At 47.9% G+C, this 18651-nt stretch carries 21 protein-coding genes; 4 read left to right on the forward strand and 17 right to left on the reverse strand.

Annotated elements, in window-relative coordinates; genetic code table 11:
- Positions 1-202 precede the first annotated feature (202 nt).
- The 3 genes from ACCC71_RS14430 to ACCC71_RS14440 all read left to right on the forward strand — a co-directional run bounded on the left by ACCC71_RS14430 (position 203) and on the right by ACCC71_RS14440 (position 3212).
- Positions 203-1420 carry an ROK family protein gene (locus ACCC71_RS14430; protein WP_434310324.1) on the forward strand — a complete coding sequence of 406 codons (1218 nt, stop codon included), beginning with the start codon at positions 203-205 and terminating at the stop codon, positions 1418-1420.
- A 32-nt stretch (positions 1421-1452) separates the two neighbouring features.
- Positions 1453-2400 (forward strand): macro domain-containing protein, encoded by a 948-nt coding sequence (locus ACCC71_RS14435; RefSeq protein WP_434310325.1) that lies wholly within the window; start codon positions 1453-1455, stop codon positions 2398-2400.
- A 152-nt stretch (positions 2401-2552) separates the two neighbouring features.
- Positions 2553-3212: a vWA domain-containing protein gene (locus ACCC71_RS14440; protein WP_434310326.1), complete on the forward strand. Its 660-nt coding sequence runs from the start codon at positions 2553-2555 to the stop codon at positions 3210-3212.
- Between the two features lie 102 nt (positions 3213-3314).
- Here ACCC71_RS14440 and ACCC71_RS14445 read toward each other — a convergent pair whose 3' ends face one another.
- From ACCC71_RS14445 to ACCC71_RS14515, 15 genes are all read right to left on the reverse strand, one after another.
- Positions 3315-3608, reverse strand: a complete 294-nt coding sequence (locus ACCC71_RS14445; protein WP_434310327.1) for an antibiotic biosynthesis monooxygenase family protein — start codon at positions 3606-3608, stop codon at positions 3315-3317.
- 58 nt (positions 3609-3666) lie between these two features.
- On the reverse strand, positions 3667-4380 hold the full coding sequence (locus ACCC71_RS14450) for a double zinc ribbon domain-containing protein (RefSeq protein ID WP_434310328.1): 714 nt from the start codon (positions 4378-4380) through the stop codon (positions 3667-3669).
- Positions 4353-6599, reverse strand: a complete 2247-nt coding sequence (gene recD2, locus ACCC71_RS14455; RefSeq protein ID WP_434310329.1) for an SF1B family DNA helicase RecD2 — start codon at positions 6597-6599, stop codon at positions 4353-4355. The genes ACCC71_RS14450 and recD2 overlap by 28 nt, the downstream gene beginning before the upstream one ends.
- 30 nt (positions 6600-6629) lie before the next feature.
- On the reverse strand, positions 6630-7634 hold the full coding sequence (locus tag ACCC71_RS14460) for a rod shape-determining protein (RefSeq protein WP_434310330.1): 1005 nt from the start codon (positions 7632-7634) through the stop codon (positions 6630-6632).
- A gap of 504 nt (positions 7635-8138) precedes the next feature.
- Positions 8139-9026, reverse strand: a complete 888-nt coding sequence (locus tag ACCC71_RS14465) for a putative ABC transporter permease (RefSeq protein ID WP_434310331.1) — start codon at positions 9024-9026, stop codon at positions 8139-8141.
- Positions 9027-9232: 206 nt separating this feature from the next.
- Complete coding sequence (gene spoIIID / locus ACCC71_RS14470) at positions 9233-9493, reverse strand: sporulation transcriptional regulator SpoIIID (protein ID WP_434310332.1); 261 nt, start codon at positions 9491-9493, stop codon at positions 9233-9235.
- A 107-nt stretch (positions 9494-9600) separates the two neighbouring features.
- Positions 9601-10404 (reverse strand): sugar phosphate isomerase/epimerase family protein, encoded by an 804-nt coding sequence (locus tag ACCC71_RS14475; protein WP_434310333.1) that lies wholly within the window; start codon positions 10402-10404, stop codon positions 9601-9603.
- A gap of 16 nt (positions 10405-10420) precedes the next feature.
- Positions 10421-11176: an SDR family oxidoreductase gene (locus tag ACCC71_RS14480; protein ID WP_434310334.1), complete on the reverse strand. Its 756-nt coding sequence runs from the start codon at positions 11174-11176 to the stop codon at positions 10421-10423.
- A 243-nt stretch (positions 11177-11419) separates the two neighbouring features.
- A complete protein-coding gene (locus tag ACCC71_RS14485; protein ID WP_434310335.1) occupies positions 11420-12316 on the reverse strand; it encodes a LysR family transcriptional regulator in 897 nt (298 codons plus the stop codon).
- A gap of 26 nt (positions 12317-12342) precedes the next feature.
- On the reverse strand, positions 12343-12945 hold the full coding sequence (locus ACCC71_RS14490; RefSeq protein WP_434310336.1) for a TIGR04100 family radical SAM protein: 603 nt from the start codon (positions 12943-12945) through the stop codon (positions 12343-12345).
- Positions 12946-12960: 15 nt separating this feature from the next.
- On the reverse strand, positions 12961-13794 hold the full coding sequence (locus tag ACCC71_RS14495; protein ID WP_434310337.1) for a pyridoxamine kinase: 834 nt from the start codon (positions 13792-13794) through the stop codon (positions 12961-12963).
- A gap of 27 nt (positions 13795-13821) precedes the next feature.
- Complete coding sequence (locus ACCC71_RS14500) at positions 13822-14340, reverse strand: ECF transporter S component (RefSeq protein ID WP_434310338.1); 519 nt, start codon at positions 14338-14340, stop codon at positions 13822-13824.
- A 196-nt stretch (positions 14341-14536) separates the two neighbouring features.
- Positions 14537-15352, reverse strand: coding sequence for a phosphatidylserine decarboxylase (locus tag ACCC71_RS14505; protein WP_434310339.1), 816 nt, complete (start codon positions 15350-15352; stop codon positions 14537-14539).
- Positions 15322-15975, reverse strand: coding sequence for a CDP-alcohol phosphatidyltransferase family protein (locus tag ACCC71_RS14510; RefSeq protein ID WP_434310340.1), 654 nt, complete (start codon positions 15973-15975; stop codon positions 15322-15324). The genes ACCC71_RS14505 and ACCC71_RS14510 overlap by 31 nt, the downstream gene beginning before the upstream one ends.
- On the reverse strand, positions 15972-17048 hold the full coding sequence (locus ACCC71_RS14515) for a lysylphosphatidylglycerol synthase transmembrane domain-containing protein (RefSeq protein ID WP_434310341.1): 1077 nt from the start codon (positions 17046-17048) through the stop codon (positions 15972-15974). Before ACCC71_RS14515 ends, ACCC71_RS14510 begins: the two co-directional genes overlap by 4 nt.
- A 210-nt stretch (positions 17049-17258) precedes the next feature.
- On the opposite strand from ACCC71_RS14515, the gene ACCC71_RS14520 reads away from it, so the two are divergent.
- Positions 17259-17675, forward strand: a complete 417-nt coding sequence (locus ACCC71_RS14520; protein WP_434310342.1) for an HIT family protein — start codon at positions 17259-17261, stop codon at positions 17673-17675.
- 183 nt (positions 17676-17858) lie between these two features.
- Here ACCC71_RS14520 and ACCC71_RS14525 read toward each other — a convergent pair whose 3' ends face one another.
- Positions 17859-18122 (reverse strand): hypothetical protein, encoded by a 264-nt coding sequence (locus ACCC71_RS14525; RefSeq protein WP_434310343.1) that lies wholly within the window; start codon positions 18120-18122, stop codon positions 17859-17861.
- Complete coding sequence (locus ACCC71_RS14530) at positions 18119-18580, reverse strand: MarR family winged helix-turn-helix transcriptional regulator (RefSeq protein WP_434310344.1); 462 nt, start codon at positions 18578-18580, stop codon at positions 18119-18121. Before ACCC71_RS14530 ends, ACCC71_RS14525 begins: the two co-directional genes overlap by 4 nt.
- Positions 18581-18651: the final 71 nt, after the last annotated feature.

Genomic DNA, 18651 nt, shown 5'->3' on the forward strand with positions numbered 1-18651 from the left:
ATCTTGCGGATATTTTATTTAAATTCATAAGTTTTTGTCTCTTTTTTGTCCTATTTATTTAACCCTCTTATATTATTATCCACCAATCTTGCTTGATTTTTAAAGAAATCCGTCGTATACTAATACAAAATTCATTGATATTTAGGCAATGCAATACTAGGCGTAACTTCTCATTTGGCCTGATTGATTTAGGAGACGGTATATGAAACCAAAAACCCCCCCAAATAGCATGGAACAAATCAAAACGGCAAATCTTCATACCGTTTTTTCCCTCATCTTGGAAAATCAACCGATTTCTAGGGCTCAGATCACACAGCTTTGCGATTTAACGGTTGTGACCGTATCCAACTGTGCCGATTATTTGCTGGAAAAAAAGGTGATCGTAGAGACAGGAACCGGGCAAAGCAAAAGAGGACGGCCTCCGATTCTGATTCAGGTTAATGAAAAAGCCGGCATTCTCATCGGCGTATTTCAGGAGTCCGTCTATGGGAGACTTTTAGTTACCGATCTAAATGCGAATCAGTTAGAAGAGCACCTTTTGCCCTGTGGAAATTCCCAGTCCAAACTTTTTTTTGAACTGCTGGAAGAAAAGATAACAGAAATTGAAACCCGCTACGCTGATTATCCTCTAGGCATTATCGGAATCGCGCTGGCCCACCGCGGTCTTTTTGATCCGATACAAGGTATCATTATTAGTTCCTCCGGACACACAGAGCCCTGGGCATCCCCGGAATCCGTTCCGCAGCTGCTGAAAGCTACGAAAGGATATCCGCTGTTTACCCAAGGCTTCCGAAATGCGGCCACGATGGGAAATCTTTACTATTACAACATTGATAAGTCCGAAATTCTCGCCAGCATTTATGGCTCCGTGGGAATGGCAGTCGGCATTTACCTGGGTCAATACGGCAACGCTACCAACCCGATTATCAGTACCCGTTTTGCCCACACGACCATCAATTTCAACGGCAGAAAATGTGAATGCGGAAAACGCGGATGCCTGGTGCAGTATGCTTCCCCCAAAGCATTGTTCCACAAGCTGGAACCGGAAAAAGAGTATACCAAAGAGGGATTCGACAAAATTCTCCAACGTTTTCGAAAAAATGATCCGGAAGTCATTTCCGCAGTTCACGAATTTGCCGACTATCTGTCCATCGGGATCTCCAATATCGTCAATGCGTATCACCCGAAAACCATCTGTATCAGCGGCTTGATCGCCTCTTTGATCAATGAAACGCAGCTAAACCGGATTCAGACCTATGTCTATAACAATTCTCCCTTTTATCCGGGAGACCGGCCAAATATCTTTTGTTCGGAATTGGCGGATTTGAGCATCGCCTACGGGGGCGTCTACCTCATCCGAAATCATTTGATTGAGATTTTACAAGGAGAAATATCAAAAGGAAGTATTTTAAACTTTTAAACAAAATTTACCAGAATTGCAGCGAGGAAATTATGCCGATACAGATTGTCCGAAATGACATTATAAACATGCGCTGTGACGCCATTGTCAATGCCGCTAATCCAACCCTTCAAGGAGGCGGTGGCGTCGACGGCGCCATACACAGGGCGGCGGGTCCTGAATTACAAAAAGAATGCGCCGCTCTTGGCGGCTGCCGCGTTGGAGAGGCGAAGATTACAAAAGGCTACCGGCTCCCATGCAAATACATCATCCACACGGTTGGACCTCGGTGGCTGAGCGGGATATTAGGGAAAAAAGAACTGTTGGCGTCCTGCTACCGAAAATCCCTGCGCCTTGCCCAAGAATATGGCTGCGAATCCATTGCTTTTCCTCTGATCTCTACCGGCGCGTACGGCTATCCGAAAGACCAAGCGCTGCAGGTGGCCATTCATGAGATCAGCAAGTTTTTGTTCACTTATGACATGCTGGTGTATTTGGTCGTATACGATAAAGACTGTTTTCAGATCAGCAAAAAGCTTGTCCGCGATATCAGGGAATATATCGACGAATTTTATGTGGAAACACATTTTGTTGCCAGAAGCGCGGCGTTTTCCTCCGCACTGCCGCAGGCGACCCAAAATTTGGAAGAGGCCATCCGTCAGATAGACGAGAGCTTTTCCCAGATGCTTCTGCGTAAAATTGACGAAAAAGGCATGACCGATGCGGAGTGTTATAAAAAAGCCAACATCGATCGGAAACTCTTTTCCAAGATCCGCAGCGATGTAAACTACAGACCAAGCAAAATAACGGCAATTGCCTTTGCGATCGCCCTGGAACTGTCTTTGGACGAAACCAAAGATATGCTTATGAAGGCGGGCTATGCCCTCTCCCACAGCAATAAGTTTGATATTATCATTGAATTTTTTATCAAAAAGGGAAATTACAATATTTTTGAAATTAATGAAGCGCTGTTTGCCTTTGATCAGCCGCTTTTAGGCTAAAAAAGCTTAGGGATCGGCTCCTATTGACAACTGAAACTTTCTCACTCCTTTCCGCTTCCGGTATCGCGTCAATTGTCGCCTGCCAAGCGACCAACCGGCCGGAGAAAGGATTATAATGGATTTATCCATTACATGATTAGAGGAGGTTTCCGATGAAAAATAACACAACGGAACTCGTATTCCTTTTGGATCGAAGCGGTTCCATGGCAGGCCTTGAAAGCGATACCATCGGCGGCTTTAACGCGCTGATCGAAAAGCAAAGAAAACAGGATGGCGCCTGTTTTGTCTCTACCATTCTTTTTGATCATACCAGCCAGGTGCTGCATGACCGGGTTCCACTGACTAAGATTTCAAAAATGACCGACAAGGATTATACCGTGCGGGGATGCACCGCGCTGATCGACGCAATGGGATGCGCCATTCACCATATCGGGAACATTCACAAATATGCCCGCCCGGAGGACGTGCCGGAACATACGCTGTTTGTGATCACCACAGACGGTCTTGAAAATGCAAGCCGCCTTTACACCAGCGACGAAGTCAAGAAGATGGTGGAACAGCAAAAAGAAAAATACGGATGGGAATTCCTTTTCATTGGCGCCAATATTGATTCTGTGGAAACCGCTCAAAATTTTGGCATCGGCGCAGATCGAGCTGTGGATTATCATGCGGACAGCCATGGTACCACCGTCGTCTTCGATACCATTGCAGAGACCGTGCGCGCCGTCAGGGCCAATCAACCGCTTGCCGCAAATTGGAGCGCTCAAATCCAGGCAGATTACAAGAGCAGAAAAAAGAAATCCCATAAATAAGGAGGCGCCTTGCGATAAAAAATGGTAAGGCTGCACGTTCTATCATAAAGAGCGATTGCCCAGCGAAAATATCCAGCAAGACAATCGCTCTTTTCCAGTGTCTTAAATTTCTTCCGCCTGATACTTGACGATTTTGCTCTCTACCGGATACTTGCTCTTCACTTCCCGCCACGCTTTTACGTGTTCGCTTTGCTGATGGGCGGCCAGGGCCGCTTCGTCCTTCCAAATCTCAACCAACAGCACTTCATCTTCCGTATCCACCGGCAAGTAATAGGAATACTCGATGTTTCCCTCGTCTCTCCGAGAGCCTTCTCCTATTTGAGCCGCCTTCACAACATCAAAAAATTCCTCGCGAGTCATGCCGTTCAACTGGTAACGAACGTGTAAAATAATCATTGTTGTCTCCCTTCCGCCGCTTGATTCTGACACTTGAATCTTACGCATCTGCCAAACACTAATTCTTTCCAATGCAGACACAGGCCAGATATACTCTTTCTACTCCCTCCCGCTTCAATACCTTCGTGCAGGCTTCCGCCGTACTGCCTGTCGTATAGATATCGTCCACCAAGAGAATTCTTTTCAGGCCTCTTAGATCTCCCTCGATCTCCATGGCCTGTTCCAGATTTCGCTGCCTGGCCTCCGCATTTAACTCCTTTTGCGCCATGGTCTTCTTTTTTCGGACCAGCACGCCTTTCCAGACTGGAATATCCAGCAGTTCTCCTATTCGTTCCGCCAATACTTCTGCCTGGTTATACCCCCGCGTCCGTTCTCTGCTCCTATGAACAGGGACAGGAAAAATGGCCTGAATCCGCCAACGGCGCAGTCTCTTCCCATATCGCCGCATCAGCTCCGCGCTGTAGAAATCCGCGTATTCCGGACGGCCGCCGTACTTAAACCCCTGGATGGACTCCTTTGCCCTTTGGTCGTAATTGAGCAAAGCCACGCCGCCGTCAAAAGAGCGTGTATGCGCCGTGCAGTCATAGCAATATTCCATCTCCGGCTCCAAAATTTCCTTCCCGCAGCGCAAGCACGTTGGCTCTGCCACATAAGAAAACCGCTCCCGGCACTCCGGACAGATCAACTCTCCTTTGGGCCGGACGATATCCCCGCAAGCTGGACAACGCCTGGGATACAGCACATCTAAAAACCGGCTTCTTCGAGCTTCCAATCCTCCACCTCCCGGATACAGTCCGCCAATCCGGAGTACCTCTTCTGTTCTTCCGCATTGTCTACCATAGCCTGAAAAGCCTCCGGCAATCCAACGATGCAGACGCAGGACCGGGCTCTCGTCACCGCCGTATAGATCAAATTTCGGTTCATCAGCATCCTCGGCCCGGTCAAAACCGGGACCACCACAGCTGGATATTCGCTTCCCTGAGCCTTATGTACCGTTACCGCATAGGCCAGTTCCAGTTCGTCTGCCTGCTTAAAGCTATAGGTCACCAATCGCCCCTCGTCAAATTCAATGAGCAGCTCTTCGGAAAATAAATTGATCTCCCGAATCGTTCCCATATCCCCGTTGAAAACGCCAGTCCCTTTTTCTCTGGGAATCCCGTAGGAATTCCTGGTTTCCCATTCCACCTGATAGTTGTTCCGGATTTGCATCACTTTATCGCCTTCCCGGAAAATCCCCTGAGGAAACTGTTTTTCCTTTTTCCCTGCATCGGGCGGATTTAGAAAATGTTGAAGCACGCTGTTCAGGTTTTCTACGCCCAGCACGCCTTTTCGCATCGGCGTTAGCACCTGAATGTCAAAGGGCTTGGAATGAACATACCCCGGCAATTTATCCCGCACGAGGCCAATCACCGCATTGACCACCTTATTGGCTTCATTTCGCTTTACAAACAAAAAATCCTGGCTTCTCTTATCCGCGTCAATCCAGTCCCCGTCGTGAATCCGGTGGGCGTTTAATACAATATCGCTGGCTTCCTCCTGCCGGAAAATCCTCGTCAGCTGCACTACATGAAAGCTCTCGGACTCAATGATATCCCGCAGTACATTTCCCGGCCCAACGGAGGGAAGCTGACTGGCATCTCCCACCAGGATCAGACGGGTTCCCACCTGCACGGCCTTTAACAGGGAGTAAAACAAATGAATATCCACCATCGACATCTCATCGATTACCACCACATCGGCGTCCAGCGGATTGGATTCGTTCCGCTCAAAGCGGACCGAAGCGTCTGAATCCTCCCCTCCCGGCATCCCGGAAAATTCCAGCATCCGATGAATGGTCCTGGCTTCAAAGCCGGTGGCCTCCGTCATCCGCTTAGCGGCTCTTCCCGTGGGAGCCGCCAGCTGGATTTGCTGTTCCTCCTGCTCAAAGTACCGAAGAATCGCGTTGATGGTCGTGGTCTTTCCCGTTCCAGGGCCGCCGGTAATGACCGTCACGCCGCCCCGAACCGCCACCTGTACCGCTTCCTTCTGAAGACCGTCCAGCGCAATGCCATCCTCTGACTCCAACCGTTCCAGAAAGGCCTCTAACCCTTTAGCATCCGTCTCATACTCCACGTCCAGGTCCTTTAACATCTTGGCCGTATTCATCTCCATGTAATAATACATGGCGGTGTAGGCCACCGGCTCCCCATTCTTTTCTTTTATCACCAGACGCTTGTCCAGCACCAAATCCATGATATGCTTTTCCATGGCGCCTTCCGGCACATCCAACAGCAAAGCCGCTTCCCGGAGCAATTCCTCCTGAGGCAGATAGACATGCCCGGAGGATACCGCCCGCATCAATGTATAGTAAATCCCACTGCGGATGCGGAAGTCCGAATCCGTATGAATTCCCGCCTTTCTCGCAATTTCATCCGCAATTTTAAAGCCGACGCCAGGGATGTCGTCCGCGATCTGATAGGGGTTGGTCTGGACCAGGCTGTAAAGACTGGGACCATATTTTTCATAGATTTTCACTGCCAAATTCAGGGATATTCCGTACTGCTGAAGAAAAAGCATGGCCTGACGCAGCTCCCGCTTTTCCGCTACCTGGACCGCGATCTGGCGGGCTCCATTTTCGCTGATACCCTTTACCTCCGCCAGGCGTTCCGGTTCTTCGTCGATGATACGGAGCGTGTCCGCCTTAAATTTTTTTACGATGCGCGCCGCCAACTGAGGGCCGATGCCTTTTACCGCACCGGAACCCAGATAGCGCTCAATAGAAATGACATCCTCCGGAGCTGTCACTTGATACCGCTCTACAGAAAACTGTTCCCCATATAGGGGATGGCTAATAAACGCCCCTTCTGCTTCCAGGGGCTCGCCTTCACTTACATGGGGAAGTATGCCTACTAGGGTATAGGTATCAGAATCTGTCGCCAGCTCCAGAACCGTGTAGCCGTTTTCCTTATTTCGGTAAACGATGTGCTCCACATATCCTTTAACCGTATCCATTCATGCCTCCGTGTACCGGCACAAGCCGCATTACTTTCGATTGATGTCCGACTTGCCCTCATGAATGAATTCGATAAATTTACCGGTACCGATGGCCACGACGTTCATGGCCTCTTCCGCGATCATCGTATTGATGCCGGTTTTCTCCTCGATTAGCTCGTCCAATCCGCCGAGCAGACTTCCGCCGCCGGTCATCACGATTCCCCGCTCATATACATCCGCCGCCAGTTCCGGTGGCGTGCGCTCCAGCACATTGTGGACGGATTCCACGATCTTCATGGCCGGCTCTTTTAATGCTTCCATCATCTCATCGGAGGTAATCGTCATGGTCTTCGGCAAGCCGGTCACCAGGTTTCTGCCGCGGACATCCATGGTCAACATCTCTGGACGCGGATACGCACAGCCGATATTGATCTTGATCTCCTCGGCTGTCCTCTCACCAATCAGAAGGTTATGTTTCTTTCTCATGTAACGGACAATGGCCTCGTCAAAGTCATCTCCCGCCACTTTCACCGAAGTGCTGACGACCGTGCCGCCCAGAGAAATCACAGCGATATCGGACGTACCGCCGCCGATGTCCACGATCATATTTCCGCAAGCCTTGGAAATATCGATGCCCGCGCCAATCGCCGCGGCTACCGGTTCTTCAATGATGCTGACTTCCCGTGCGCCTGCCTGATAGGTGGCGTCCTCCACGGCTTTTTTCTCCACTTCCGTGGCTCCGCTGGGAATACAAACGCTGATTCTCGGCTTTCTCAGGGTTTTCTTTCCCATTGCCTTTTTTATAAAATACTTTAACATCTTCTCGGTAATTGCATAATCCGAAATTACGCCCTGACGCAGCGGGCGAATCGCCACAATATTTCCCGGCGTACGGCCGATCATCTTTCTAGCCTCTTCACCGATCTCTTTGATCTCGTTGGTGTCCCGGTCAAAAGCCACCACCGAGGGCTCCTTTAATACAATTCCTTTTCCTTTTATATAGACCAGAATGCTGGCTGTTCCCAAATCAATTCCGATGTCCATGGAAAGCATATTCCGAATACCTCCTTTATTAGGGTTTCGTTTCTATTATATACAAATTGCCGCCTTTTTCAAATGGTTTTTCTCTTAAGATTAAAAATAATCCTTCCTTTATACCAAGACTATCCTTCCTCGAAGCTTCCTCCTCTATACCATAACAAAAAATTTTACTTTTCCAGATTTTATGCCGTAAATATCTTCCATTGACGGAGATATACTTGTCCTTGTTCATGGAGGGTATTGTTCTTTTGCGACAGAATTTGTAAAAATCTTACATTTTTCTTAAGGCGTTCATAATTTATTCATATCTTCGTTTTATACTTCCTTTATACCACTTTTGTGGTGAAAAAGCTTTTTTATGCTCGTTGACGGTGGGATTCCCCGTTCCCACCGTCAATCCCCCCAAAATATTACCGTTTTACCGGTTAGGATATGAGAAAAGGGAATGGAGCCAGTTCCGTTTGTGGACTGGTTTCGTTCCCTTTTCTATGCCTTCCACTATATGGATGGCGCGTTTTACTTTTCTTTTTCTTCCTTCTCTTTTTTCCTTTGCATCCGAAGCATTTCCCGCCGAGACGCCGCCTGCTTTTTCAGCATAACAATGCTGTCGTGATAACGCTTTGAAGAAACCGTCGGATTTCTCTTCAGCATGCCCGATGAAGCTTCATGAGCACGCTGGAATAGTTCTTCCATTTGATGATGTACAATCTTTGCTTTTTCCCGTACATTTTGAAAACCAGGATTCTCTTCCCGACGCTTTCGTTCCACGCCCCTGGCAGACCACCATTCGTCCAGTTTCTGCTCGAAAGCTTCCGTCCGGTCCTCCGCTTTCTCCTCCATACTCTGACGGAGCAGATCCAATCGCTCATGGATGGCCTGGGCCGCATCATCCATGCGTTCTCCTAACTGTTCATAGGCATCCTGCAATTGTATTTCCAACTCAGCCTTCGCCTTTTCAAGGGAAGACAGCACCTTGGCAAAATCCAAAGCCGCCTTCACGGAAATGACCGTGTCATAGACAAAAGCCGTTCCAATCACGCCATCCAGCGCTGCTAAAAGTATAAACGGCATTCCTAGTACCAGCCGTTCCAACGGCTTATGGGCCGCCTCTGTCAAAAAAATCGTAAGCACTCCCCAAAACAGAGAGGATTTCAGACAGATCACGCCTTTATAATTCCACTTCTGGCCACTGTAATCCCAATATTTAACCTTAAAAATCGCTTCCATCCCCAGTCCGACCACAAGCTCCAGCAAGGTAGCTCCAATCACGCCAGACAGATAGATTAAAATAAGATTTCCGCGAAAAGGCAGGGATGCAAACAGCATGATCAATGCCCCGGAACCATACAGCGGAAGCAAAGGCAAATGAAGAAATCCGCGGTTTACCCACCGTTTTTCTTTCACTGAAACAAAACTGCTCTCCCAGAGCCAGCCAATAAAACAATAGATAAAAAAGAAAAGTATCCATTGCAAAAAGGAATAGGAATACATATCATCCTCTTTTCTCTTCTGAGATTCTCCGCAATGCCTTCCATTGCGTTTTCAGAATAGCAAAAGCCTGAATTCTTGTCAAGAAATCTCCCATTCCTCCAAAGTAAAAATTAGAAGAATTAATGGCGCCCGTTGTGAAGCAAATATTTTTCCCTTGTCGCCAAACCGCCGCGGATGTGGCGTTCTGATTTATTTACATCCAAAACGATCCTTGCCTGGGCTGCCAGCGCAGGATTAATCAGAGGAAGACGCTCTGTGACATCTTTGTGCACAGTTGATTTAGATATCCCGAATTTTTTTGCCGTCTGGCGCACAGTAGCATTACTTTCAATAATATAGTTCGCAATCGCGACCGCTCGCTCCTCAATGTAATCTTTCAAAGGGAAAACCCCCGATGACACTTGTTTTTACAGTGTATGCGGGGGTTTTAAGATTATTCCGTATAGCGGTGATAAGCATCCATCAGCCCTAAAAGAATCCTGCCCGTTTATTCCAAATGTTTTTTCGTAAATTGGAGGGCTCTGCGCGCATGTTCCTCAAAACCAATCTCCGTTTTCCGTATTATATGGGGTACTTCTACGCCCCGTACAATATCCTCCGGCAGCTTTTCGATAATTGCTTTCAGGCCAATGGCCCCTTCGCCGGGATACAGCCTTTCTTCCCGCCCAACATGAATCAAGGATTCCGTATCCTCAGGGATTTCCTTCACCGTATCGCTCAGATGCATGAACCGAAACCATTCCTTCGGCAGATCTTCCAGCTCCTGCGGCGCCACACGGGAACGATAAAAATGAAGAGTATCTACCACGATTCCCATATTGGGCGCGTCGACATCCCGCAGCAGCTCCGCCGCCTGTTTTAGATTCGCCACACTGGCCCATGTGACAAATTCTACATTGACGTCCTGACCATATTGAGCCGCCAGGCGGCAAAGTTCCCCGAACTGTTCGGTATAGAACCCTTTATCCACCGTCCAGATGTTGCTCAAAATATGCCGGATTCCCAAATCTGCCGCAGCTTCCAGATGGGGCTCATATCCATGCACGTCCACTTCGTCGCAAATACGTGCATTCTCCGTGTCATTGATGAATATTCCTGTTTCTTCGCACGCCCTTCTCGTCTCTTCCCTTAATTTGCGATTCGTAATATCATGGGGGATTTCTCCGGGCAGGCCCATAGGAATGGTCCGCAGGCTGACGGCATCGTATCCCGCCGCCGCTGCGATGTGGATAAGCTCCGGCGGCGAACTGGTAATATCCGTCAGGTGAACCAGCGAATATAGATGTTTCATTGATCGGCCCTCCTCTCTAATACTGCAGACCCCCATTTACATCCAACACTTCTCCCGTCGTCCAGGAGGCATCGTCGCTTCCTAAATATGCCACAGCGGCCGCCACATCGTCAAAATTTCCGATACGCCCCAGGCGAATGCCTTCCAGTAAACGTGCCTGCTTTTCCTCCGGGAGCGATTCAAACATGCGTCCCCCAATCGGACCGGGCGCCACGCAATTGACCGTAATATTCCAGGGTCCCAATTCATATCCCAACAGCTGCGTCATTCCAACAACGCCGCCTTTTGCCGCCGCGTAATTCACGCCGACTCCCGGCCGCCCAGTTCTTCCGCCAACGGAAGAAATCAATACGATTCTCCCATAACGCCTGTCCTTCATATGATTTACCACAGCTCTTACCGAATGGTATGTTCCGGTAAGATTGATGTCGATTACATCCTTCCAGTCCTCTTCTGTCAATTCATCGATGGGATGGTGCCGTAAAATACCTGCCGTAGGGATCAAAACATCTATTTTCCCAAAATGCGCAATCCCCTCTTGAACTACGGCGCAGCAATCCTGTAGATCTCTCACGTCCGCCTGTAACAGCAAAACCTTTTCCCCATACCCTAAATTCTCAAATTCTTCTTTTTGCTTTGATAAGGATTCCTGAGAATAGTCCACCAAGATTACCCTTCCTGCTTCCTCCAGTAAGCGCAATGCCACGGCTCGCCCCATTCCTCCGCATCCGGTGATCAAAGCGACTTTATTTTCATAGCGCTGTAAATTCATGATCCAAACCCTCCTATTCTTCTGACAAAATTCATGCGAACGAGGACAAAACTAAGCCTGCCTTTTCCCCCCGCCTGTGCCTTCATATTAGCGCAACTCGCTCTGGATTACCAATGCGATTTGTACATTTACCTATGTATAAAATACATAGTTCTTATGTCCGCGCATAAAAAGAGGACTGTCGCCCAGCAAATATTTTTTGCTGGGTGACAGCCCTTTTTCACCATTTCACTTTCCGATCGTTTACATATTCTTCTTCGCTTTTACTGTATTCATAACAAATTTACGAAATTGCTCCACCACCGGCAGCCGAAATTCTTCTTCTCTCCAAAACATGTAAAGAGAACGTTTTAACGTACTATGCTCCAAGGGTACGGAAGCAACCTGATACACATTGATTTCTGGAATCCAAGGCATGACGCTGACTCCCATACCAGCAGCTACCATGCTGGCGATCATTTTTTCATTTTGAACTTCACTGATTTGCCTTGGCCAAACGCCGTAAAGCTGAAAAATCCTCTCCAAATCCATACGAGTACCGCATTGGCTGTTATAGGTAATTAACGTTTCCTGACAAAGCTCCTTCAGCGTAAGATTCTCCCGCTGAGCAAAAGGATGATTCGCTGGCACTACCGCCGTCAGTTCTTCACGCATCACTTCAAAATAGCGATAACCCGGCTTATCGATCTTTGCGCCAAACCCTAGATCCACCTCTCCGGCTTCTATCTTCTTAATTCCGATTGCCGTAGCCTCCATATCCAAAACCTGAAACTGTACCTTCCGGTACTTTGGAATTTCTTTATACTCCCGCATCAGATTCGGCAAAAAATGATAATGCAGCGTATGAGAGACGGCTAGACGAATTTTTCCTTCCGTTGGGTTTGCCGCGTGCTGAATCTCATTCTGAGCCAATTCCAGTTCCTGAAGAATCACCGAAACATGTGCGTCAAACTTTTTTCCATGGGCCGTTACCTCAATATTCCTTCCATCTTTTACAAACAAAGGAACCCCTAGTTCTTCCTCCAATTTTGCCATCGAATGGCTGAGGTTGGACTGGGTGACGGACAGTTCCTGGGACGCCTTTGTATAATTTTTTAATTGTGCAATCTTGTGGAAATAAGATAACTGCTGCAAGTTCATAATTTTACCTCAAGGCCAATGTCCATTTAGTCCACCCAAGGACGAATCCGGTAAACCGCGCCGATAGATTTACAAATCTCAAGGCACTGGGCTTCCTCCTCCTTGGTCAAAGTGGTCTCCACCGTTGTCAAAACCACCTTAGGCACATATTTTGTACAATCCTTCGCAAATTTCAGCATGGCATCGTAGGAAATATCCCCGAATTTTGGCCGGACCAGTTCATGATAGCGGTCCTTATTGGGCGTATTTAAACTAATCGAAACCGTATCAATGAGACCTTCCAACAGCGGCGCCACCGGTTTTTTGTGAATCAGAGCGGCCAATCCATTGGTATTGATTCGGATCGGTTGACTGTAATGGGCCTTACAATACTTGGCCACAGCAAGCAGCACATCCAGAGCTTCCATGGGCTCTCCAAAACCGCAAAACACGATCTCCCGGTAACGAGTCATATCGTATTTTGGAAATTCCGCCAGCACTTCCTCCAAAGAAGGCGTATGTTCCAACCAAAGAGAGCCGGAATTCTCCATATGGTTTCTGGTCTGCCGGAGGCAAAACGTACAGGCGCAGGGACATTTGTTGGTCAGGTTAATATAAAGACTGTCTCCGACTTCATATAAAATCGTCATCTTGTTTCTCCTTATCTATCTTAACTTGGTCAAAAACTCTTCAAAACAAACGCCGTCCGTCAAGGGCAAATCCATCTCAATGGAACGAAGGATACATTTTTTAATAAAGTTGGAGGCTTTTTTTACCGATTCCCGAAACAGCACGCCGTTTACCGCGTCGGCGGCTACAATAGCCGAAAAAATATCCCCCGTGCCGGAACGTTGGGTTCCTACCCGGTGGGTGCGGAGAATCGTTGGTTCCTCGCCTTTTTCATAACAGTAGTTAGCAATAAAATCCCCTTGAGGAATTCCCGTGATCACAATTTTTTCCGGCCCCTTGGCGGCCAATGCTTCCGCCAATTCCAATAGTTCCGTTTTCCGCCAATGATCCGGCCGGTACGGCGTATCGGTCAAAAGGCAGGCCTCCGTCAGATTCGGCGTCAGGATATCGGCAAATTGAACCAGCTTTCTCATCTCCTGACACATCTCCGTCGTGTAAGTAGCATAGGGCTTTCCATAATCCCCCATTACGGGGTCCACAAGAATCCTATTATCCTCTCGGCCAAAATCCTGCAAAAACCGAGCTACAATCTGGATTTGCTCCTTGGAACCTAAAAATCCGGTGCAGACGCCGTCAAATTGCAGCTCCAGCTTTTTCCACTGGTCAATATAAGGCTGCATCCGATCCGTATAGTCTTCAAAGAAAAAACTGGGAAAACCGGTATGATTGGAAAAAATCGAGGTCGGAACCGGACAGCACTGAATTTTCATCGCGGAGATAATGGGAAGGGCCACTGCGATCGAGCAGCGGCCAAATCCGGACAAATCATTGATAACAGCAATTTTTTTCTGATGGTTATGAGAGGTCATATCCTCCCCTCCTTTGCCAAATTCCATTTACATTTCCCGAACAATCCGGGCAACATGGGCCTTTTCAAACAGAAAGCCTACTGCGTAAAACAAAACGATTCCAAAAACCCCTTCCATCGTAAGCCCTGGAATCTGAGCCGCTCCAGCTGCCACGCTTCCAGCCAAAATCGCCCCTCCGGCAAAGTACCCCAACACCATCACAACAATCCCCGCCACAGACGCGCCAAATGTACGGGGCGCCTTCATCCGCGCCTCACCTTTTTGCGCTGCGAAAAGACCGATCACAAGTCCCATCACCGATTTGGTCAAAAGCGTCGTCGGAACCCACTGGACAAAGCCGGTTAAAAGATCAGCCAAGGCAGACCCAATCCCGCCTGCAAGAGTTCCTGCCATTGGACCAAAAAATACGCTGACCAGCAAAATTACCGCATTTCCCAGATGGGCGTATCCCAAGGGAATGGGAATCTGAATCACCATCGTGCCAATGCAAACGAGAGCAATGGACAGCGCCCCAATGCTAATTCTTTTTGCCATATCTTTTTTCATTTTTCTACCCTCCAAAGCAATCTCACTTTAGAGACGATGCATCACTTCCAAAGCAGCTGTACCTTCCGTTGGCAAGCACATGCACGTCTTGTCAACTGAAGGTATCATAATAGAAAAATGATCTTTTTAAAATATCCAGTTTTGGAGAAATTGACCAGTCCAGTTATCCAGTACAGGCTCTTCCTTGCAAATAAATTTACCGCTTTGGCTTGCTTCCAACCGGCTCGCCCAATCGGATCGGAAATTCTTCGTTTCGCTCTGTCGCCGCAAGAATATCCTCTCTGATTTCTACCGTTCCCTTTTGGAGCAGCAGAATAATCGTCGAGCCGCCAAATTCAAAGCGGCCTTTCTCCTGCCCACGCAAGACCGGCATGCGGCCGGGATGCTCATTGCAGATGCGGCCGACCAGCATAGCGCCCACTTCCATCATCACCATATCGCCAAAATGTTCCGTACGCAGTACCGTATATTCTCGGCTGTTCTGCCGGTAAACCGGACAGGCTTCCGTCGCCACCGGCTGCACGGTGTGAAGGATTCCCGGAAGAAAACGATTCTCACTTTTTTTCCCGCTGTCCGGGTAGCAATAACGGTGATAATGGGACGGAGTTAGACGGAAAATCAGGCAGGTCCCGCCCAAAAATGCCTCCGCCAGCCCACGGCTTCTCAGCAAATCATACACGGTATAGCTGGAATCTTTGATGGAAAAAACCGCTTGGCGATCCACCGGATACGCCGTCAAAAGCCCATCGCAGGGTGCGATCAGGTGTTCCGGATTTTGGTCCACCGGCCGAACACCATCCTTCAAACGCCGGGTGAAAAAATCATTAAAGCAAGGCCAATCTTCCAGCCGGTAATCGGAAAGATCTAGTTGGTTTTTCCGGATAAAACCGGGAATCAGCGGCCGGGAAACCGGCAAATCCAAAAACCTGCCCACAACGTTCGAGAGGGCAGGTTTTGTCAGCACTTTTAAAAAACAACGGCCTACAGGGGTGTGGTAGAGAAAGGTAAGCATGCGATTCGATCTCCATATTTATAAACCAAGAAAAATACAATCGTTCCAAAAGCAGCGACCACGATCAGGCCGTGCATATAAATTTTCTTCACTTTCATTTTGCTTAAGAACGCGCCTCCCAAAATCAACAGCGCGATATTATAAAAACGCACTACGGAAAATTTGGTTGGAATGTCCAAAAGAAGCATCGTCGGAATCAACAGAGAGACATTGGTTACCGGAAGACCCAGATAATATTTTCGCTTTCCGCCCTCCTCTTGTACCCGGTTCATCTCCTGCACATTGAAATATCCGAGGCGGATCAGTGCAGCCAGAACATAGAGGAACATGCAGAGATATCCGAATGTGGAACGGATCCCCACCGCATAGCCGATTACCGCCGGGAATACGCCAAAACAAACCAAATCACAAAGCGAATCGATCTGGATGCCAAAGGTTTTCTCATCTTCCGTCCGCTTACAAGTCCGCGCGATCGCTCCGTCGAACATATCGCAAAAGCCGCAGATCATCAGACAAAGAATCGCAACCCGAAGATTTCCCTGCATTGCCTGAATCATACCAAGCACTGCAGATCCCAAACCTGCATACGTAAGGATCACAGAATAGTTATAATAGCCAATCATTTCGGCATTCCTCCTGAATTCGTAAAATTATCCGGGCCCGTTTGGCCTTTCTTTCTTCTAAACATAGCGGATAGTTGGACTCCGCTGATGATAATACCTGAAAGCAGTACCATTAAATAAAACGAAATCCCTCGCGAAAGCAGCACCGCCGAAGTCAACAGGCGGTCGCCAAATACCGGACCAAAGAGAATTAGAAATGCCTTCTCACTGATACCGACCGCGCCGGGCAAGGGCAGCATCTCCACGCACATAGCCAGCAGAAGCTGAATGGCTAGAAGCTGCGTGACCCCATATTGGCGCATACCAAAGGAACGGTATACCAAGTAAGGGACAATCAAAAGCGACAGCCGCTGTAAGGCCAACACAAAAAAGGTACGCAATACCACAAAGGGATGTTCTTTCATAAATCCAGCACAGCGCCGGTACTGGATGCTTTTTCTCGCCAAGGAAAACACATGGCGCTCCGTATCCTTCACCAAATGCAGTTTCCCCAGCAGCCTCAAAACACCGGTGCTCAAAAAGAAGACCAACCGTTTCGAAAAAAGCAGAAAACAGAGCCCGATAATCAACGCTACGTTTAAAACCAAGCCCAAAGCGAATAGAAAGCGCATCGCAAAAATCTTTTCCGCCATCATCTGCCAATTGATCAGAAAAAAAATCAAGGCAAGCATCAAAAATGCGATCTTATATAAGGCGGTAACCGCCAGCACAATCACCGAGGAATCTGAGATACTGTAACCGTCCTGTTTCATATATACCAGCTGCATTGGCTGTCCGCCTGTGCTGGAAGGAGTCAGGGCGCTGAAATAGAATTCTACGAAAGAGTATTTGAAGCACCTCCAAATTGACATCGATTGCCCTAGTCCGTGCAAAAGTACCCGGATACACCAGCCACCGCAGAAAATATACAGCAGCATAGAGGCAACCGCCAAAAGGATGTAGCCTTTTTTTGCAGCCAATACCGATGCCCAAATCATAGTAATGTTTCGATCCCGCAGCAGCAGATAGAAGGTAACTCCCATCAACGCCAAAAGAAGAGCGATCTGAAACACCATTTTTTTGGGACGACTCATCATTACATTTCCAATCTAAAGTGTTTGGGCCCAAAAGGCCATTTCCATTCGAGTTCCATTAGAGTGTAAGTATATCACGAAAATCTTATTTTGTCTTTAAGAATTCCTAAATTTTATCGATAGCGCCCGTCTCTCCTTGAAAAATTATGGATTTCAGAGTAAAATGAGGGAAAACCTCCCAAGGAGAATTTAAAAAGAAAGGACATCGTCATGAAAGAAGACTCCTGCATTTTTTGTAAAATTGCCAACGGAGAAATTCCCTCCGCTACCATCTATGAGGACGAGCAGTTTCGCGTCATTCTCGATTTGGGGCCGGCCAGCAAAGGCCATGCTCTGATCCTTCCAAAAGAACACTTCGCGGATGTCTGCGCTCTGCCGGAAACATGGGCGGCAAAAGTGCTCCCGCTGGGCGCAAAAATCGGCGCCGCCATGAAACAGGCTCTCGGCTGCTCCGGCTTTAATCTGGTCCAGAACAACGGCGCTTCCGCGGGTCAAACCGTCTTCCATTTCCATATGCACGTAATCCCGCGCTATGACGACGGCGCTAAAATCGTTACCTGGACGCCGAAAAATCCGTCGCAGGAAGAACTGGCACAAATTGCAGAAACCATAAAAAGCGCACTGTGACCGGAAATCCCTCTTCTACTTGGAAAACCTGCGCATCCTCAAAAAAACCGCGCATCCTCAATCGAGATAATCAGGAATCAAAGGCTGCCGCAAGGAAGCAACCCATTATTGATCGGCAGCCTCCTTTTACGCTGAAGTTCAGGATATTTATCAACACTGTTTTATTGATATCGGGGTTAAAAGTCAATCCTCCTCAATCACATGCAGCTCTAAATAATCAAAAGAGATCGTCTCCACAAAGTTATCTTGCGAAAAACGTGTTTTGGCCCGCCGCTGGAATTCACTAATATTCGGGTCAAGCCAAAGGGGAACGCTTAAATCAAACTCCATGCAAAGGTCATGGAGGGCCTCTAAGACCTTTGCGGTTCTAGTTTGCTCTGAATTATTTTCAATGACCGCATCTTTCAGTAAACGATTGTCTTTCCAGATTTTTCCCCAAATCCTCATAAATTTCTTCCTCGAACTTCTTTCAAAAACTTTGTCAGCCCTGCAAAATCTTCCGCAAGCTTTTCCTTTTCTTCTCGGCTATACAGCCTTAACGTTTCCGTCACCGGTTTCAGCGCGGCCTCGGAAAACTCGTCCATTCGGCGTTGTCCGGCTTTGGTAATCCGGATATATACCAATCTCCGGTTGACCTGGTCATGGATTCTCTCTACATAGTTTCTGCCCTCCAGATCATTGACCAGCTTCGTCAACTGCTGTTTGGAGATCTGAAGCGCTTCCGCCAACATCGTCATCGTGATCGGCTTTTCCTTCTCGTGAGTTAACGTAAAGAGCACAAAAAATGTATGGGAATTCATCTTCAGTTCTGCCTCTGAAGATGCTGATTTTTTTAATGTAAGCATGAAATCCGAAAATACGTCAAAAAATAAAGAAGCCAACTCTTTATCTTTGATCTGATCCATACATTTTCCTCCTCGTATGATAAGTCTGAAATCCTCTTTTAAAGGCTTTCCATCGAGTATGCTCCCTTTTG

Source organism: Hominifimenecus sp. rT4P-3, assembly GCF_051055405.1.
Lineage (GTDB): Bacteria > Bacillota > Clostridia > Lachnospirales > Lachnospiraceae > Pseudolachnospira.